At 68.3% G+C, this 17,570-nt stretch carries 18 protein-coding genes; 11 read left to right on the top strand and 7 right to left on the bottom strand.

The features are described 5' to 3' along the window. Positions 1-19 precede the first annotated feature (19 nt). Together AC5Y7D_RS22455 and AC5Y7D_RS22450 are read left to right on the top strand one after the other, a co-directional pair. On the top strand, positions 20-691 hold the full coding sequence (locus AC5Y7D_RS22455; RefSeq protein ID WP_499927826.1) for a phosphatase PAP2 family protein: 672 nt from the start codon (positions 20-22) through the stop codon (positions 689-691). Between the two features lie 37 nt (positions 692-728). Then, positions 729-1,397, top strand: coding sequence for a L,D-transpeptidase family protein (locus AC5Y7D_RS22450; protein WP_499927824.1), 669 nt, complete (start codon positions 729-731; stop codon positions 1,395-1,397). A gap of 7 nt (positions 1,398-1,404) precedes the next feature. Here AC5Y7D_RS22450 and AC5Y7D_RS22445 read toward each other — a convergent pair whose 3' ends face one another. Beyond that, positions 1,405-1,911 (bottom strand): nuclear transport factor 2 family protein, encoded by a 507-nt coding sequence (locus AC5Y7D_RS22445; RefSeq protein ID WP_499927947.1) that lies wholly within the window; start codon positions 1,909-1,911, stop codon positions 1,405-1,407. Between the two features lie 193 nt (positions 1,912-2,104). On the opposite strand from AC5Y7D_RS22445, the gene AC5Y7D_RS22440 reads away from it, so the two are divergent. From AC5Y7D_RS22440 to AC5Y7D_RS22430, 3 genes are all read left to right on the top strand, one after another. Continuing rightward, on the top strand, positions 2,105-4,048 hold the full coding sequence (locus AC5Y7D_RS22440) for an Hsp70 family protein (protein ID WP_499927822.1): 1,944 nt from the start codon (positions 2,105-2,107) through the stop codon (positions 4,046-4,048). A gap of 269 nt (positions 4,049-4,317) precedes the next feature. Beyond that, the gene (locus AC5Y7D_RS22435; protein WP_499927821.1) at positions 4,318-5,727 is read left to right on the top strand and encodes a DUF7159 family protein; all 1,410 of its coding nucleotides are present in this window, start codon (positions 4,318-4,320) and stop codon (positions 5,725-5,727) included. Positions 5,728-5,760: 33 nt separating this feature from the next. Next, a complete protein-coding gene (locus tag AC5Y7D_RS22430; protein WP_499927820.1) occupies positions 5,761-6,183 on the top strand; it encodes an Rv0313 family protein in 423 nt (140 codons plus the stop codon). Between the two features lie 23 nt (positions 6,184-6,206). Here the strand turns inward: AC5Y7D_RS22430 and AC5Y7D_RS22425 are convergent, their stop codons facing one another. Then, positions 6,207-6,938 (bottom strand): DUF3060 domain-containing protein, encoded by a 732-nt coding sequence (locus tag AC5Y7D_RS22425; RefSeq protein WP_499927819.1) that lies wholly within the window; start codon positions 6,936-6,938, stop codon positions 6,207-6,209. Positions 6,939-6,986: 48 nt separating this feature from the next. On the opposite strand from AC5Y7D_RS22425, the gene AC5Y7D_RS22420 reads away from it, so the two are divergent. Then, positions 6,987-8,000: an NADP-dependent oxidoreductase gene (locus AC5Y7D_RS22420; RefSeq protein WP_499927818.1), complete on the top strand. Its 1,014-nt coding sequence runs from the start codon at positions 6,987-6,989 to the stop codon at positions 7,998-8,000. 145 nt (positions 8,001-8,145) lie between these two features. Next, positions 8,146-8,997 carry a glycoside hydrolase family 16 protein gene (locus tag AC5Y7D_RS22415; RefSeq protein ID WP_499927945.1) on the top strand — a complete coding sequence of 284 codons (852 nt, stop codon included), beginning with the start codon at positions 8,146-8,148 and terminating at the stop codon, positions 8,995-8,997. A gap of 2 nt (positions 8,998-8,999) precedes the next feature. Here the strand turns inward: AC5Y7D_RS22415 and AC5Y7D_RS22410 are convergent, their stop codons facing one another. After that, on the bottom strand, positions 9,000-9,230 hold the full coding sequence (locus tag AC5Y7D_RS22410) for a hypothetical protein (protein ID WP_499927817.1): 231 nt from the start codon (positions 9,228-9,230) through the stop codon (positions 9,000-9,002). A 219-nt stretch (positions 9,231-9,449) separates the two neighbouring features. Here AC5Y7D_RS22410 and AC5Y7D_RS22405 point away from each other — a divergent pair, with 219 nt between their 5' ends. Further along, positions 9,450-10,277, top strand: coding sequence for a glycoside hydrolase family 16 protein (locus tag AC5Y7D_RS22405; RefSeq protein ID WP_499927815.1), 828 nt, complete (start codon positions 9,450-9,452; stop codon positions 10,275-10,277). Between the two features lie 4 nt (positions 10,278-10,281). Here AC5Y7D_RS22405 and AC5Y7D_RS22400 read toward each other — a convergent pair whose 3' ends face one another. Continuing rightward, positions 10,282-11,793, bottom strand: a complete 1,512-nt coding sequence (locus tag AC5Y7D_RS22400; RefSeq protein WP_499927813.1) for a glycosyltransferase family 39 protein — start codon at positions 11,791-11,793, stop codon at positions 10,282-10,284. A gap of 70 nt (positions 11,794-11,863) precedes the next feature. Between AC5Y7D_RS22400 and AC5Y7D_RS22395 the strand changes: the two genes are divergently transcribed. From AC5Y7D_RS22395 to AC5Y7D_RS22385, 3 genes are read left to right on the top strand one after another with little or no spacing between them, the layout of a single operon-like run. After that, the gene (locus AC5Y7D_RS22395) at positions 11,864-12,184 is read left to right on the top strand and encodes a hypothetical protein (RefSeq protein WP_499927811.1); all 321 of its coding nucleotides are present in this window, start codon (positions 11,864-11,866) and stop codon (positions 12,182-12,184) included. 21 nt (positions 12,185-12,205) lie between these two features. After that, positions 12,206-12,820, top strand: a complete 615-nt coding sequence (locus AC5Y7D_RS22390; protein ID WP_499927809.1) for a muconolactone Delta-isomerase family protein — start codon at positions 12,206-12,208, stop codon at positions 12,818-12,820. Between the two features lie 15 nt (positions 12,821-12,835). After that, positions 12,836-14,335, top strand: a complete 1,500-nt coding sequence (locus AC5Y7D_RS22385; protein WP_499927808.1) for a bifunctional phosphatase PAP2/diacylglycerol kinase family protein — start codon at positions 12,836-12,838, stop codon at positions 14,333-14,335. Here AC5Y7D_RS22385 and AC5Y7D_RS22380 read toward each other — a convergent pair. The 3 genes from AC5Y7D_RS22380 to AC5Y7D_RS22370 form a co-directional block, all read right to left on the bottom strand. Further along, a complete protein-coding gene (locus tag AC5Y7D_RS22380) occupies positions 14,325-15,707 on the bottom strand; it encodes a xylulokinase (protein WP_499927807.1) in 1,383 nt (460 codons plus the stop codon). The two genes, AC5Y7D_RS22385 and AC5Y7D_RS22380, sit on opposite strands and share 11 nt — an antisense overlap. Next, positions 15,704-17,092, bottom strand: a complete 1,389-nt coding sequence (locus AC5Y7D_RS22375; protein ID WP_499927806.1) for a mannitol dehydrogenase family protein — start codon at positions 17,090-17,092, stop codon at positions 15,704-15,706. The genes AC5Y7D_RS22380 and AC5Y7D_RS22375 overlap by 4 nt, the downstream gene beginning before the upstream one ends. 141 nt (positions 17,093-17,233) lie before the next feature. Further along, complete coding sequence (locus tag AC5Y7D_RS22370; protein WP_499927805.1) at positions 17,234-17,521, bottom strand: GlsB/YeaQ/YmgE family stress response membrane protein; 288 nt, start codon at positions 17,519-17,521, stop codon at positions 17,234-17,236. Positions 17,522-17,570: the final 49 nt, after the last annotated feature.

Below are 17,570 nucleotides of genomic sequence, written 5' to 3'. Positions count from 1 at the left end.
CCTGGTATCGATGTAGCCCGTGACCAGCCGACAAAGTGCGCCCCGCTGCCGGTGGCCGGGCTGGCTGGTGCCGGCGGCGGTGCTGCTCTACGTCGTGCTGTGGGTGGGGCACCGGCAGCACTGGGGCTGGCTGCACGACTTCGACTGGGCGCTGTTGAACCCGGCGCACGACATCGGGATCAAGCACGCCGGATGGGTGCGGTTCTGGGTTGTCGTGTCTATTGTCTTGGGCCCGGTTCCCGTGCGGGTGTGCGGCCTGGTGGCGGCGGTGGCGCTGCTGGCCCGGCGGCGGGTCAGAATGGGGCTGCTGCTGCTGGCCTGCGGCCCGCTCAACGGGCTGGTGACCTGGGTGGCCAAGAATCTGGCCGGGCGGCCGCGCCCCGCCACCGCCCTGGTTGTGGCAACCGAGACGTCATTCCCGTCGGGGCACGCACTTGAGGCGATGTGTGGCTTGCTCGCGCTGCTGGCCCTGTTCCTGCCGATGATGAGAAGCCGTCCGGCGCGGGTCGCCGCGATGGGGTTGTCCGGCCTGGGTGTCTTCTGGGTGGGCGTGGCGCGGGTGGCGCTCAACGTGCACCACCCGTCGGACGTCATCGCCGGCTGGGCGCTGGGGTACGTGTATTTCATGTTGTGTCTCTGGGTGTTCCGGCCTGGATCACGGCCCCGTGACGCAACCGGGTCTCAACCTTGACTTGACCCTGCGCTGCGGCCGGTCTGACGATTGAGCAATGCGCCGACTGCTAGCTCAGCTTTGTGCTGCCGTGTGCGCTCCCGTAATGGTCATCGCTCTCGCAGGATTGTGTGCCCCGGTTGCCGGCGCGGCCGGAAATCCGTGGTTCGCGAACTCGGTCGGTAATGCGACACAAGTGGTTTCGGTGGTCTCCACCGGTGGGTCCAACGCGAAGATGGACATCTATCAGCGCACCGCGGCCGGCTGGCAGCCGCTGAAGACCGGCATTTCCACCCACGTCGGCTCGGCGGGTATGGCCCCGCAGGCCAAGAGCGGCTATCCGGCCACCCCGATGGGCGTTTACAGCCTGGACTCGGCGTTCGGTACCGCGCCGAATCCCGGTGGGGGGCTTCCCTATACGCAAGTCGGACCGAACCACTGGTGGAGTGGCGACGACCACAGCCCCACCTTCAACAGCATGCAGGTGTGCCAGAAAGCGCAGTGCCCCTTCAATACTGCCGAAAGCGAGAACCTGCAGATCCCGCAGTACAAGCACGCGGTGGTGATGGGTGTCAACAAGAACAAGGTGCCCGGTGGTGGCGCCGCGTTCTTCTTTCACACCACCGACGGCGGTCCCACCGAGGGATGTGTGGCCATCGACGACGCGACGCTGGTGTCGATCATCAAGTGGCTGCGGCCCGGCGCGGTCATCGCGATCGCCAAGTAAGAGGCCGCTATTCGCTCACATCTGCGCGAGCACGGCCGGGCTTCACGTTGAACTTGAGGTCCGCCACCGACATCGTCGCCTCATAGGTGCGGTCGTAGCCGGTTGCGCTGATCCGCCACCCGTCGGGGGTACGCCGGTACTGATCCCGGTAGAACGCCGCGCCGATCAGCATGAAGTTGAACTCGGCCACGATGACCCGGTCTTGCAGATACCAGATACCCGAAGCCGTGTCCCCGCTGACGGTGATCTCCGGATGCGTCACCCGGTGTTCGGTGACCACGCCGGGCCCCATGGCTGAGCTCAGGTACTCAACCAGGTCCTTGCGATTGTCGAAGTGCAATTCCTTACCCAGCGACGAACCGTAGGCGCCGACGATGTCCTCGGTCATCGTGTCGGCGAATTCGTCCCAGTGCTTGGTATCCATCGCGCGCAGGTAGCGGTACTTGACCTGCTTGATCGCTTCGACATCTGCCACGGGGTAATCGGAGAGGCTCACCGGGCCATTGCAGCACATCACGCCGGCCGCGCTGCGCCAGGGCCGGGCCGGACGTTGCTCCGGCCGTCCTGTCAAGGGTGCCGAAGATACCTTTTCAATGACGACACGGCATCGACCGGATACCAATGAGGTTGCTGCCGAACCGTATTCGACACCTCCGCGGCTATGGTTAACGCTGGCTACCGACCCCTATCGACGAAAGCATGGCTATATGTACGACCCGCTGGGGTTGTCGATCGGGACCATGAACCTGGTTGCGGCGGCGAACGGCAGTTCTCCGGTCATCCGTCGCGCCGTGCTCACCCTGTATCCACACTGCGCCCCGAAACTTGGTGTGTTCGCCGATAATTCGGCCGAACCGGGCACTCTGATGAGTGCGTTCGTGGAACGTATCGGCGATTCTGTGGCGCTGATCTCCCCGGACGGATCCGCGCACGACCCCGACCTGCTGACGGTTGAGGCGCTGGATGCGATGGTGGTTGCCGTCGGTGCCGATGCGAGTTCCTCGGAGATCACGATTGCCGTCCCCGCGCACTGGAAACCCGCGACGGTGCAGGCGTTGCGCAACGCATTGCGCACGCACGTCGGGTTCGTCCGCAGCGGCATGGCACCACGCCTGGTGCCGGATGCGATCGCGGCGCTGACGGCGGTCAACGCCGAAGTGGGCGTGCCCACCGGAGGCGTGGTCGGGCTGCTGGACTTCGGCGGCTCCGGCACCTGTGTCACCCTGGTCGAAACCAAGGATGAGTTCGAACCTGTCAGTGCCACAATGCGTTACGACGACTTCTCGGGCAACCAGCTCGATCAGGCGTTGTTGCTGCAGGTGATCGAAGAGCTCGGCCACGAGGACGTGGACCCGACCGGTCCCACCGCCCTGGGGCAGCTCGGCAGACTGCGCGACCAGTGCCGGGAGGCCAAGGAGCGGCTGTCCACCGACGCCGTGACCGAACTCGCGGTTGAGCTTTCGGGTACCCGCACCGGCATCGAGTTGCACCGGGAGAAGTTCGAGGACCTGATCGCCGACCGGCTCACCGGCCTCATCTACGCCTTCGACGACATGCTGGCGCGCCACAACTCGAGCTTCGCCGACCTCGCAGCGGTGGTGACGGTCGGCGGGGGCGCCAGCATTCCGCTTGTCAGCCAACGCCTCTCGTTTCACACCAGGCTGCCGGTGCTGACCGCGTCGGATCCGGTGAGCGCGGCCGCAAAAGGAGCCCTGCTGCTGGCGACGCGGGAGGAACTTCTCGACCTGCGGACCCGCACCTCCATCGGGCTGATGGCAGGGTTTGCCCAAGCCACCGCAGGTTCGGGCACCGGCGTGATCGACCTGCCGGCCGGCGACGTGTTGGTGATCGACCAGGATGCCCTGACAGACCGTGAATTGGCTTGGTCGCAGACCGAATTCCCGGAGGTGCCGACCCGCTTCGAGGGCGACTCCTACAACGAAGACGGTCCTTGCTTCTCGATGCGGCTCAACATCATCGATCCACCCAAAGAGCCGTCCTGGCGACGCGTTCGGGTGTCGCAGCTGCTGATCGGCCTGTGTGCGGCGGTGGCGATGACGGCGATCGGCGGTGTGGCGATCACCCTGACCGCGGTCGAGCAACGCCACACTCCCCACCCGGCCCCGATCGTGCCCAGCGTCGCGCCGTCGCCGAGCGCGAAGCTGCCCAATCCCATCCCGACCAGTCCCATGGCGCCCAGCCCGCTACCGCCACCGCCCACCGAGGCGGCGATCCCCAATGCGGCGGCGCCCACCAGTGTCGAGACGCCGCCACCGCCCCCGCCGACCCCGTCGCCGCCCCCGTCGATGACGACCACCAAGCCGGCGCCGATCACCACCACCACACGCCCCCCCGCGGCCACCACGCCGGTCAGCTCCGCACCGCCGTCCACCCCCGAGTCGCCCAGCGCGGCAGAGGAGCCGAGTGCGGCGGAGGCACCCGCCACGTCGGAACCGCCGCCCGTGAAGATGACGACCCAGTGGCTGCACGTCCCGCTGATCCCGCTCCCGATACCGATTCAAGTGCCCGCCAACCAGGCCCCGGCCAACCAGGCCCCGGGCAGCCAGATTCCGGCAAATCAGGTCCCGCTCAACCAGGTGCCGCAGAACACCAACCCACAGAACCCGTTCTCCAGCCCGGGCGGCCCCTGACCCCGCGGGTCAGGTGCCTTCGGGCGCGCGACAAACACGGGTGTCCGGTCCGGGGCCACGTGTCGGCCCCGCACGCCGTCTGCATTTGAGCTTCATAGGAATCGCTCCCTGCCTCGATGTGTGCGAGTAGGGTTTGAGCTGGCAAACTGCATACAGGCCAGCTGAATCGGTCGCTCCAGCAGAGGGGCGGATCTCTTGTCGATGGCGGCCGGGGCGGTGCGCCGGTCCGCCTAGACCCCGTGCTAGCTCGCACATGGCTTGGAGGGGTTATGGACATCGTGCTCGGGGTATCGATGGAGCCCTCGGCAGTCCGGATGGTGTTGATCGAGGGCACGGATGCCGACGGCGCGACCGTCGAGGAAGAAAGCATCGACGTCGCTGCCGACGACGGGGGTGAAGCCGCGACCGATCGGGTGATCGCCGCGCTGATCGGCACCCGAGAAGGCGCGACCGAGGGCGGTTACCAGTTGACCTCCACCGGGGTGACGTGGACCGATCCCACCGAGGTGGCCGCGCTGCGGCTGGAACTGGCCGCCCGCGAGGTGGGCGGTGTGATGCTGGTTTCGCCGCTGCTCGCCGCGGCCGCGCTGGCGCAGACGGTGGGCGCGGCCCTGGACTACGAGCACATCGCGATGCTTTTCGTCGAGGCCGACAGCGCGACGCTTGCGGTGGTGGAGATCGCCGACGGCTCGATCGTGGACCTGCATCGCCAGTCGCTGGGGGATGCGTCGCCGGCCGCCGGGCTGGTCACCATGGTCGCCGGTCTCGATGCGCCGGCTTCGCGGGCCGACGGCGTGTTTCTCGTCGGTTGTGGCGTCGACATCGTCGACCTCAAGCCGGCGGTGGAGGCCGCGACGTCCCTGGTCGTGAGCTGTCCGGAAGAACCGGAAATGGCGCTGGCCCGGGGCGCGGCGCTGGCATCGGCGAATGCGCCGCTGTTCGCCTCGTCGACGTCCGCGCTGGCCTACGCACTGGACCCGGGCACCGGGGAGGTGAGTCCCCGCGCGCTCACCCCGAGCTACCTCGACGTGTGCGCGATGGCCGGTGTCAGCGAGGGCGCACTGGCCTACAGCGCGGTGGACGAGGACACCGAGCACCGGATCGAGCCCGCCACCGACACCAGGCGTCGGCCCCTGGCGCTGATCGGCGGCGCCGTCGTCGGCGTGGCCGCTGTGGTGGCCGGGGTTCTGGTCGTGTCGCTGTCCTCCGATGTCCGCCCGACCGCGGCGCAGCAGGGTGGACCACGCGACAGCCTCCAGACACCGGCGGTGGCGGCGCCCGCCACCGAGCTGCCGGCGCAGGTCTTGTTGCCGGCACCGAGCGCCGCGCCGGCGGCGCCGCCGCCCGTGGAGGTGGCGGCCCCCCCGCCGCCGGTGGTGCAGGCACCGCCGCAGACCGTCACCAGACCGGCGCAGGCCCCGGCGTACCTGGCGCCGGCACCACAGCCCCGCCGGCAGCCGACCCGCCAGGCCCCTCCGCCGGTGCAGACGCCGGTGCCACAGGCCCCCCAGCCCGTGGCACCGCCGCCCGCGGCGCCCCCGCCGGCCGCGCCGGCCCCCGCGGCTCCGCCGACTCCGATCATGACGATGTACCTGCACCTACCGTTCGTCTCGATCCCGATTCCCATCAACCCGCCTCCGCCGCCGGCCCCGCCGCCCCCCGCGGAACCCGGCCCGTAGCGGATCCGGTGACTTGAGCGCAGACTGGGCAGTATGAGCGATAAGGGTGGATCGGGCGGCGGATTCGGGTTCGATCCCGAGGACCTCGATCGGGTGATCCGGGAGGGGACCGAGGGTTTGCGCGACGCGTTCGAGCGCTTCACCAGGTATGTCGGAGCTCCCGGTGGCCGGTCGGGGTGGTCGCTGCTCTTCGACGACCTTTCCCGGCGCGGACGGCCCGAGCCCGAGACCGCCGGCGAGGCCGGTGACGGGGTGTGGGCCATCTACACCGTGGACGCCGACGGCGGGGCCCGGGTGGAGCAGGTGTACGCCAACGAGCTCGACGCGCTGCGCGCCCACAAGAACAACACCGATCCCAAGCGCAAGGTGCGTTTCCTGCCGTACGGCATCGCGGTCAGCGTGTTGGACGATCCGGGCGACCCGCCGGCCAACGACTCGGCGGACGATCCCGCGTAACCTCGGCGGCGGCGGTCGCCGGTTCAGCCTTGCTCCACCACGTTCCCGCTGCCGTTCTTGCTGATCTTCGGGGAGCCGGAGCGATAGGTGACCTTGTTGTTGAGTCCGGAGGCTTCGATGGTGTCGACCGCATCGACGGTGACGACGTTCTGCAAGCCGGACACGGTGACCGTCGCGCAGTGCCCGGTGAGCACCACCGTGTTCGAGATGCCGCTGACGGTGACGACGTTGTCGCTGCAGGCCACCGTGCGGTTCTCGTTGATGCCCGAAATTGTGATCTCCTCGCCGGCCGGTGCGGTGGCCGATGGCGACGGACTCGCGCTGGGCGACCGCGTCTTGCCGGTGGAGGGCGCCGTGCGACTGGGCGCGGTGCCGGGCGACGGGACCGCCGAGGTGCTTTCGGTAGGGGACGCCACTACGAGGTCGTCATGGGAGAACTGTCGGGCCGCGTACGCCGCGATGCCGCCGACCAGCAGCAGCACCCCGATGACGCCGACCGCGGCCAGGATCCAGAACCAGCGCATGCCCGATGAGGACCGCGGCGTCGCCCCGGGGTACGGGCTGCCGTAGCCATAGGACTGCGGCGCCATGTTCGGCGGCATCGGCGGCGGCGGCACCGGCCCGGGCGGGGGCGGCGGATAGCTGTAACCGCCACTGGATCCCAGGTCGGAACCGAACTCGGATGCGCGCGCCTGGTCAGCCAGCGGCTGCTCCAGCTCCCGGATCCGGGCTTCCGGGTCGTCCTCTGGATTCATGCCTCAGATGCTCCCATATCGCGAAGGCCGCGGAATAGGCTCGGCCTCGTGCCCCAGTTGCCGAATCGCCAGATCCTGCTGCGCCGCCGCCCCTGCGGGCTGGTGCGGCCCGACGACACCGAGCTCGTCACCCGGCCGGCGCCCGAACTGGCCGAAGGCGAGGCGCTGCTCCGCACGACCTACGTGGGCATCGACGCCGCCGCACGCACCTGGCTCGACGACCAGCCCGGCTACCTGCCGCCGGTGCGGCTGGGCGAGGTCATCCGGGCGGCCGGCATCGGTGAAGTCGTCGAAACACGTTGTGATGCTTACGAAGTCGGCGACATTGTCACCACGCTCACCGGCTTTCAGGAGTATGTGACCATCCGCGACGACATCTTCAGCACGCCCATCCCGGGCGAGGGCGATCAGTTGGCCATCATGTCGGTGTACGGTCCCACCGGCGCCACGGCCTACTTCGGCATGACCGACATCGGTCGCCCCCAGGCCGGTGAGACCGTGGTCGTCTCGGCCGCGGCGGGTGCCACCGGATCGGTGGCCGGCCAGATCGCCAAGATCGCCGGTGCCCGGGTGGTGGGTATCGCCGGCGGACCGGACAAGTGCCGGGCGGTGGTCGAGGACTTCGGTTTCGACGCCTGCATCGACTACAAGAACGACGACATGGTGGCCGCGCTCAAGGAGCACTGCCCCCGCCGTGTCGACGTGTACTTCGACAATGTCGGCGGACCGATCCTCGACGCCGTGCTGGGCCGGCTCGCACCCAGGGCGCGCGTGGTGCTCTGTGGTGTCATCTCCAGTTACCTCACCGGCGAGCACCCGGGACCGGCCAATTACGTCAACCTGCTGTCCAAGACGGCGTCGATGCAGGGGTTCAACGCGCTCGACCAGTGGGGCCGTTTCGACGAGGCGTTCGCGAACCTGCGCCAATGGGAGGCCGACGGGCGGCTCCGGCATCGGCAGACGATCTACCAGGGCATCGAGTCCTGCGTCGAGGCCCTCAACGGGCTGTTCACCGGAGCCAACATCGGCAAGACACTGGTCAAGCTGAGCGAACCGGGCTGAGCCCGGTGATCCCGCGGCATGTGAAATGGCTTGCCGCGACGAGGTTTCGAAGCCGTCCGGTCCGCGCGGTGACGCCGCCCTCGTTACCCGGCGACGGCCAGACCCCCTTTCCGGGGGGCTGCTATCCTCCCTTGCCATGCCACAGATGAACCGTCGCCGCATGATCATGATGGCGGGATTCGGCGCATTGGCGGCCGCGAGCGCGGCCCCGGTAGCCGGGGCCGATCCTTCCCGCGCACCCGCGCCGGCCGCACCGGCGGCGGGGGCCACCGGTGGGTTCATCTGGCACGACGAGTTCGACGGTCCGGCCGGCTCGGCGCCCGATCCGTCGAGGTGGGCGGTGTCGAGTTTCCGCACGCCGATCCGTAACCCGGTGGGGTTCGACCAGCCCCAGTACTGGGGGCAGTACCGCGACAGTCGCCAGAACGTCTTCCTGGACGGCAACTCCAACCTGGTGCTGCGGGCCACCCGGGACGGCGCCGGCTACTTCGGCGGCCTGGTGCACGGGCTGTGGCGAGGCGGCGTCGGGACCACCTGGGAGGCGCGAATCAAGATGAACTGCCTCGGGCCGGGAATGTGGCCGGCCTGGTGGCTGTCCAACGACGACCCGGGCCGCAGTGGCGAGATCGACCTGATCGAGTGGTATGGCAACGGCACCTGGCCGTCGGGCACGACTGTGCACGCCAACCCGGACGGCACGGCGTTCGAGACGCACCCGATCGGGGTGGACGGCGGCTGGCACAACTGGCGGGTTAGGTGGGATCCCTCCGGGATGTATTTCTGGGTCGACTACTCCGAGGGGGCCGCCCCGTACTTCTCGGTTCCCGCGACGGGCATCGAGAACCTTGACGAACCGATCCGCGAATGGCCGTTCAACGACCCCGACTACACGGTCTTCCCCGTTCTCAACCTGGCCGTGGGTGGGTCCGGGGGCGGTGACCCCGCGGCGGGCAACTACCCGCAGGACATGCTCATCGACTGGGTGCGCGTCTTCTGACCTCAGTTCGACAGGTGCAGATACCAGAGCCCGTCCTCGCCCTGGCGGCAGTCCCAGTGGGTATAGGCGCCGTCGTTGTGCGTGATCTCGACGTGCGGGCCGTCGGCCTGGCAGGCCGCCAGCGTCGCGTAGCTGCCCTCGACCTGCACTTCATCGGCATTGGCCATACCCACGGCGGTGGTGAGCAGCGCGGCGCCCGCTGTCAGTATCCCGGCGGCGATCATGGTCCGCATCCCGACCTCCTGTCCACGATGGTTGACACACCGAATTGACCAGATAGAGGCAGTGGAAACGTGAGCCGGGAAGGTTGCGGCGCATCTCACCGCGTGTGCAAGATGCGCGTCCGGCCCGGCACATGGTTCTATAAGACCGTTTTGTGAGAACTGTGCAGGGGGATGGCGCGAGTCATCATTCGCGGCTCTGAGTGGGCACTGAGGAACGGTGGTATTTGAATGGATCGTCGCAGCATGTTGTTGACGACCGGTATCGGCATGCTGGCAGCCGCGGCCGCGATTCCCATTCCCGAGGCCAAGGCGCACCCGGCGCCACCCCAGGCCCCGTCCGCCGGTGGGTCCGGGCCCTACCTGTTTCACGACGAATTCGACGGTCCGGCGGGTGCGGGGCCCGATCCCGCCAAGTGGACCGTGCAGACCTGGCAGGACGACGTCTTTCCGCCGGTCGACGGGATCTACCGCAACGATCCCCGCAATGTTTTCCAGGACGGCAATTCCAACCTCGTGCTCAGGGCCACCCGGGAGCTGGACGGCTACTACAGCGGCAAGCTGCGCGGCAACTGGCGCGGCATGATCAACACCACCTGGGAAGCACGGATCAAGCTGGACTGCCTCAGCCCCGGCCTGTGGCCCGCATTCTGGACCGTCAACGAGGATCCGCTGCCGGATGGCGAGGTCGACATCTTCGAGTGGTACGGCAATGGGGATTGGGCCCCGGGGACGACGGTTCACGCGGCGTCCAACGGCAAGACCTGGGAGGGGAAGTCGATTCCCGGCCTGGTCGACGAGGGCTGGCACACCTGGCAGATGCGCTGGGATGAGAGCGGCTTCAAGTTTTCCCGCGACGGCGCCCAGTACTTCAGCGTTCCGCCCAAGCCCATCCACGTTGCGGGCGGCGCTCCCGACGACTTCCGCTGGCCGTTCAACAATCCGGGCTACTGGATGACTCCGATGTTCACCCTTGCGGTCGGTGGCGTCGGCGCCGGGGATCCCGCCGCCGGCAATTTTCCGGCCTCGATGTTGATCGACTACATCCGCGTTTGGTAGCGCGTCACCGCTGCGCTCGAATGACCTGAACCAGGTTGTACTGCCAGCGCTCGACCAGTCGGAAACCCAGGTCGTGCGGAACCGCGAAGGCCGGGGTAGCGCCATAGCGCGGGCCGGGCGGCAGCGCCGAACCCTGCTCGTGCGACGGCATCGCCTTGTCGGCCTCGGTGATGATCCACACCACGTGGCAGCGGCTCAGCGGTTCGGCGACCACCTCCGGTATCAGGTTGGTGTCGAAGACGTCGTTGCGCTCGGTTGCCCGCTGCCACAGGGTGAGGTCGTCGAGCTTTCGATACGCGTCGGGACGCGCCGCCAGTAACGGGCGCATCGGTGCGGGCATGAAGCTCACGGTGTCGTTCACGAGTAGACAGTCACCGGGGGCCGCCTCCGCGCCGATCAGATCGGCGACCTGACTGTAGTCCATTCCGTACTTGGCATACGGATGACGTTGCGTGCGAAGGTAATTCGGAGCGGCAGCGACCGCAAAGAGGGCGACCAGCGCCGTTGCCGTCCACGGCTTGACGGACACCGCGCCGATGCAGACGCCCAGGATTAGCGCGACCGCCGGTGCGGTGAAGGTCAGATACCGGGGCGTGTAGATCGGGTGGACCAACGACCACAGCACGATCAGCGCGGTCGGCATCACGATCCAGGCCACCGCCAGGGTCAGCAGCTGCCGATCCGCCTGCGTCAGTTGCACCGGCGACCATCGCCAGACGGTGACGGCAGCGACCACGACCAGCGCCGACAGCACCGCGAAGGGTGGGTTGCGCTCGAAGTACTGCTGCACCGCCACGTCTTCGACGGTCCGGTGCCCGATCGCAGCGACCCAGCGGATCTGATGGGCCTGCCCGACGACCGTGACCAGGAACGCCGCCATGCCAATGACCGTGACGATCGAGGTAATGGTGAACGCGGACAACACGTTTCGCCGCCGCGCAAAGACGCAGAGGAAGCCGGCGTGCGCCGGCAGCAACAGGATCAGATACACGTCCAGCATGATCGAGAGGGCCAGGCCGGCGCCGTAAGCCGCCCACATCCACGCGCCGGCGCGGCGCGTGGCGCAGACGAGCAGCACGCTCAGCCAGACCGCGGCCATCATCGACAGGGCATACGGACGGGCTTCGATGGCGGCCCATGTCGTCCGCGGCAGGATCGCGCACAACATCCCGGCGCTGAGCGCCACCGTGCGCGACGACAGCTGCCGCCCCAACATCACCACTCCGGCCGCGGTGGCCCCGACGGCCAGGCCGCTCGGTGCCCGGGAGAAGAACTCGGTCGGCGGGAAAACCTCGAACCAGCCGTGCATGAACAGGTAGTACAGGCCGTGAACCGCGTCGACACTGCCAAGCATGTGCCACAACTGGCCGAGTGAACGACTGTAGGCAGCCGAGACGGTTGCCGCCTCGTCGTACCAGAACGAGGGCCGGCCGGCGCCCCAAAGGCCGACTGCGGCGGCGAACGCACCGACGAGGAGGGAATCGAGTGCACCGCAACGCCGGGCCACATCGGTCATGGTGCCAGAAGCCCGTCGGCTACCCCCGCAGGACTGACGGCGATCCCGTATTCGAACGTATGATCGATCGATGGGGCGGCTCGCGTCGATCGGGTACAACGGGCAACCCCTCCGCGGGCCGTTCCGGCCGGTCCGTCCGCCCGTTCCGGTGCTGGTGGACCTGACGGTGCTGTTCCCGCGCGAGCCGCACCGCTCGGGCAGGTATCAGCCCAACGGTCTGCAGCTGCACAAGGTGGTCGAGGGCACGTTGAGCTGCTGGGGCATCTGCGAGCAGGGCGACTGGTGGGGTCTGGTGACCTATCCGGTGGCCTTCGGGGCGAAGCAGAAGACGGTCACGCACTGGGTACCGGCGTGGACGTTGCGCCGCAAAGCCGAGCGTCCCCACCGATGAGCATCGGAATACAGTCTTTTCGTGGAATTCCTGGTCGCGATGACCACTTGCGTGCCGGACGGGACATCCGCAGCAGAGGTCAGCGACGCCGTTCGCCGCGAGCGCGCGCACTCGCGGGATCTCGCGAGGCGCGGGCACTTGCGGCGGCTGTGGCGTCCGCCGCTTCAGCCCGGCCGGCGGCGTGCGCTCGGTTTGTTCGCGGCCGACGACGAAGACCAGCTCGCGCAGGTGCTTTCGTCGATGCCCGGGCGAACATGGCGCACCGACCAGGTCACGGTGCTGGGCGCGCATCCCGACGATCCGGCTGCCCAGGGCGTGGTCGGTCGGCCGGGAAAGGGGCCCGAATCCCTGATCACGATGACCCTCATCGTGCCACCGGGTACCCCGGAGGCGGCCGTGGCGGCGGCCCGGGCACGCGAAGTCGCCCAGATTCGGGACCTTGCCGTGCGCGGGCACCTGTCCCGGTTCTGGACACTTGCCGTCGCGCCGGACGGCCCGGGCACGCTCAGTCTGTGGCGTGCCCGCGACCCCGGCGAGTTGATGGCCATCGTGGAGTCGCTGCCGCTTTCGGGCTGGATGACGATCGAGACCACACCGCTGAGCCCGCATCCCAACGACCCGATCCGCATGCACTGACCTAGGGTGGAGTCAATGGACCGGCGGCCCTGGCGAGAAGCACGCAGCATCAAACAGATAACCCGCGGGCTGGGCGCCCTCGATCGCGAATTGTTCGAGGCGATCGCGGAGAGTCCGACCCCGCTGCTCGACTCGGCGATGCCGCCGCTGACCCGGGCGGCTGACCACTCCAAGCTGTGGTTCGCCATCGGAGCGTTGTTGATCGCGTCGGGAAAGCATTCCGCGCAGCGCGGCGCCGTCCGCGGGCTGGTGTCGCTGGGGGTCACCAGCCTGGTGACCAATCAGGTCGCCAAGCGCGTCCGCCGGCGGCCGCGCCCGCTCTACGATTCGGTGCCGCTGGTCCGCCGCGTCCGGCGCCGCCCCACGTCCAACTCGTTGCCGTCGGGGCACTCGGCCAGCGCTGCCGCGTTCGCCGTCGGAGTGGGGCTGGAGAACCCGACGGTGGGCTTCGGGCTGGCGTTGCTGGCGGGCCTGGTCGGGTTGTCCCGGGTGGCGGTCGGCGCGCACTACCCCGGTGACGTCGTCATCGGATTCGGCATCGGCTCCGGCATCGCCGTGTTGGGCAGCCGGCTGGTCCCGCCGATCGTCGAAACCGCTCTGCCGAAGACCGAGCCGCTCCGGATGGATGTACCGGAACGGCCCGACGGCTCCGGCGTGGTGCTGGTCGTGAACCCGGCCTCGGCCAGCGGCACCGGCGCCCGCGTCGCCGAGGAGGTTCGCGCCCAGTTGCCCGCCGCGGAGATCGTCGAACTGGGCGCCGACGAAGACCCGCTGCAGGTGTTGGGCGAGGCTGCCGCACGCGCCGAGGTGCTTGCGGTCGGCGGGGGTGACGGCACCGTGGCAGCGGCCGCGGCGGTGGCTGCCGACAGGGGAGTGCCGCTGGCCGTCTTTCCGGGCGGAACCTTCAACCATTTCGCCAAGGACATCGGCTGCGACTCCAACGCCAAGACGATCGAAGCGATCCGGCGTGGCAGCGTGGCCTACGTCGACTTGATGTGCCTGAACGAGTGCCACATGGTGGTCAACACCGCCAGCATCGGCGCCTACCCCGCGTTCGTCCAGCAGCGGGAGAAGCTGGAGAAGCGCATCGGCAAGCCCCTGGCCGGCATGTACGCGATGCTGCACACCTTGCGCAACGGCCAGCCCGTGCGCATCAGCTACGACAACAAGACGCTGCAGACGTCTTTCATGTTCGTCGGCAATTCCCTCTATCTGCCAACGGGATTCGCGCCGTCGCGGCGCACCCGGATGGACGACGGCCTGATCGATGTGCGCATCCTGGAGACCGGCCGGCGGCTGGCCCGGATCAGGATCCTGACTGCACTGGCGCTCGGACGCCTGGAACGCAGCCCGCTGTATCACGAGATGCAGGTGCCGGAGTTCACCTTCACGGCCGTCGAGGGACCCACTGTGGTCGCCCATGACGGCGAGATCGGCGAGAAGTACGACAAGGCCACCTTCGCCTCCAAGTACCGGGCCCTGCCGGTCTACCGGCCGCTTCCGCTCATTCGGTGAGATCCCGCAACTGCGCATAGCGTTCGAGCACGCCCGGCTCGGCGTCAGCGGTGTACTCGCGCGTTGCCGGCGGTCGCCACGCGGGCGGGTGGGGTGATCCGCTGCATGCCCACGCCGCCTGCCGGGCCGCGCCGAGCGCGACGTATTCGCCGGGGGTGGGCACCAGCACCGGCATTCCGAATACCGCCGGCGCTATCTCGCACACCGCACGCGACTGCGCGCCGCCGCCGATCAGCAGGATGCGGCGGGTGCGGACGCCGTGCCCGGTGAGGTGGGCCAGACCGTCGGAGAGTGCGCACAGCAAGCCTTCCACGGCTGCCCGGGCCACGTTGGCCGGCGTCGAGTTGGACACCCGCAGACCGTGCAACGCACCAGTAGCGTTGGGCCGGTTGGGTGTTCGTTCACCCTCCAGATAGGGCACCAGTACCAGGCCGCCGCTGCCCGGTGGCGCCGACAACGCCAGCCCGGACAGCTCGTGGTGGTCGACCCGCAGCATCGTCGCCGCGGCATCGAGCACCCGCGCCGCGTTCAGCGTGCACACCAGCGGAAGGTAGCGACCGGTGCCGTCGGCGAAGCCGGCCACGAATCCCTTATCGTCGCGGACCGGGTCAGCGGCCACCGCACAAACCACCCCGGAGGTGCCGATCGAGACGATCACGTCGCCGTCCTCGGCGCCCAGGCCCAGCGCCGCGGCAGCGTTGTCACCCAATCCGGCACCGAACAGCGTCGCGCCGCCGAGACACTCGGACGGACCGAGCACGCGCGGCAGTGCCGGACTGCGGCCGTGCAGCGCCAGCTGCAGCAAGTCGATCCGGTACCGGTCGCTCTCGGCGTCGAAATAGCCGGTGCCACTGGCGTCGCTGCGGTCGGTGGTCAGCGTTGCGATATCGGATTCGCCGCGCAGTCGCCAGGTCAGCCAGTCATGGGGCAGGCACACGACCGCCGTGCGGTCGGCGTGCCGGGGTTCGCGGTCGGCGAGCCAGCGCAGTTTCGCGACGGTGACCGCGGCCAGCGGCACCAGTCCGACGGCGTCGGCCCACGCCTGAGGTCCGCCGAGTTCGTCCACCAGCGCAGCTGCCGCGCCGGCCGAGCGCACGTCGTTCCATAGCAGCGCGGGCCGCACCACGGCACCGGTGGCATCGAGGCAGACCATGCCGTGTTGTTGCGCGCCGATTGCCACCGCGTCGACGTCGTCGAACCCACCTGCCGCGGCGATGGCCTGTCGGGCGGCCGATTCCCAAGCGGCAGGATCGATCTCGGTCCCTGGGGGGTGTGCGGCGCGACCCTGGCGGAGCACCGCACCGGTGTCGGCGTCGCACACCAGGACCTTGCAGGACTGGGTCGACGAGTCGATACCGCCGACCAGGGTCATGACTGCAGCAGCTTTCCCACTGTCGCGTGGGCGCCGTCGCGGTGCAGCAAGTCCAGCGTCCACAGGTAGGGCTGCACGAAGCGGGGCTCCTCGATCAGGTTGCCGAATACCGAGCGATTGGACAGGAAGGCCGATGCGTTTGAGCGCTGCGAGCGGGCAAGCGGGATCAGGGTTTCCGCTTGCGGGTCCACCACGTCGATCGGCCGGCCGTCTTCATCGACCCCCTCGGCGTACCGGGCCCAACTGGCGACGATGGCCGCGGACAGCCGAACCGGCCCACCCGAGCGCAGGTTGTCGCGGACGACGGGCAGCAGCCACTTGGGAATGCGGTCCGAGGAGTCGGCGCAAAGGCGCGCCACCGTGTCGCGGACATGCGCATTGGTGAACCGTGGCGAAAGTTGACCCTTGAATGCGGGTAACTCCTCGAGCGGTGCCAGTGTCGGCATCGCCTCGTGTTCCTGATAGCGCCTGAGGAATTCGGCGAACAACGGGTCCTGCGCGGCGTCGTGCACCATGCGGTACCCGGCGAGGTACGCGAAATAGCACAGGCCTTGATGGCTCGCGTTCAGCAGCCGCAGCTTCATCGCCTCATACGGTGACACGTCGTCGGCGAACTTGACACCGGCCCGCTCCAGGGGTGGGCGGCCGTCGGCGAAATCGTCCTCGATCACCCACATGGCAAATGGTTCGGCGGTCACCGGCCAGGCATCGTCTACGCCGAATTCGGTTGCCAGCCGCGACGCCACGTCGGGAGTGGTGCCCGGCGTGATCCGGTCCACCATCGAATTGGGGAACCTGGTGTTCTCGTCCATCCAGTGCGCCACCGCCGGATTGGCCGCCTGCGCATAGGACGTGAACGCCCGCCGTGCCTCGTCACCGTTTCCGACGATGTTGTCGCAGGACATGATTGTCGGGGAGGGCAGGCCCCGCAGCCGGCGCCGGTCCAGCGCCGCGGTGACCAGGCCGAAGACCGCGCTCAACGGCGGGTGGTAGCCCCCTTCGGTGATGGTCAACGAGATGATGCGGACCGCGGGGTCCGCGAGCAGCTCGATCACCGGATCGTCTGGCGCATAACGGAAGTCGACGATGGAGCCGATGACTCGTGGCTCCTGGGTGCCGTCGGGGTGCGCCAGGGTCAGCGTGTAGAGATGGTCCTGACCGCGCAACGCGTCGCGCATCCGACGGTCACCCGGCAGGACGCCGACCCCGCAGATTCCCCAGTTCCGGGCAATGCCCTGATTGAGTAGCCGGTCGATATACATTGCCTGGTGCGAACGGTGAAAGTTGCCGACACCGAAATGCACTATGCCGGTTCTGATTCGGCTGCGATCGTAGTTGGGGACAGGAATATTCAACAGGTGCAAGTTCTGTGCGCTTAGCTGCACCGCAGCGCCACCTCAGCCTATGGTCGTGTTCCCGACGGGTATCGCTCTGCCACCATCGCACGTGCCGTCACTCAAGCGCCAGTGCAGCGCCAGACAGCAAGGAGCCGGCTGACCAGCAGCCGGCTCCCGCGCCCCCAACCGTCAGCGCCTCAGCACGCCGGACCGCCTGCGCCCGAATGCGGCCGCGGCAATGGCCACGCCGATCGCCGCCACGACAACCTGAACCAACAGCTCCAGCCAATCGACACCGTTGGTCTGGGTCGGTATGTGCAGTGCGTTGGCCAGTGCGGTGCCCAGGAACGCAGCACCGATGCCGACGAGAATCGTCAACCAGATGGGGATCGGCTGTTTTCCTGGTACGACGAGCCGCCCGAGCACGCCGATCACCAGACCGACCAGGATCGCGCTGATAATGCCGTGAATTGCCATGTCTACTCCTAGGGACGTGTGATGCCGATCACGTACCCGCAAGATTTGC

Source organism: Mycobacterium sp. NGS49 (assembly GCF_059812565.1).
This window is presented reverse-complemented; position numbering and strand designations above follow the sequence as displayed.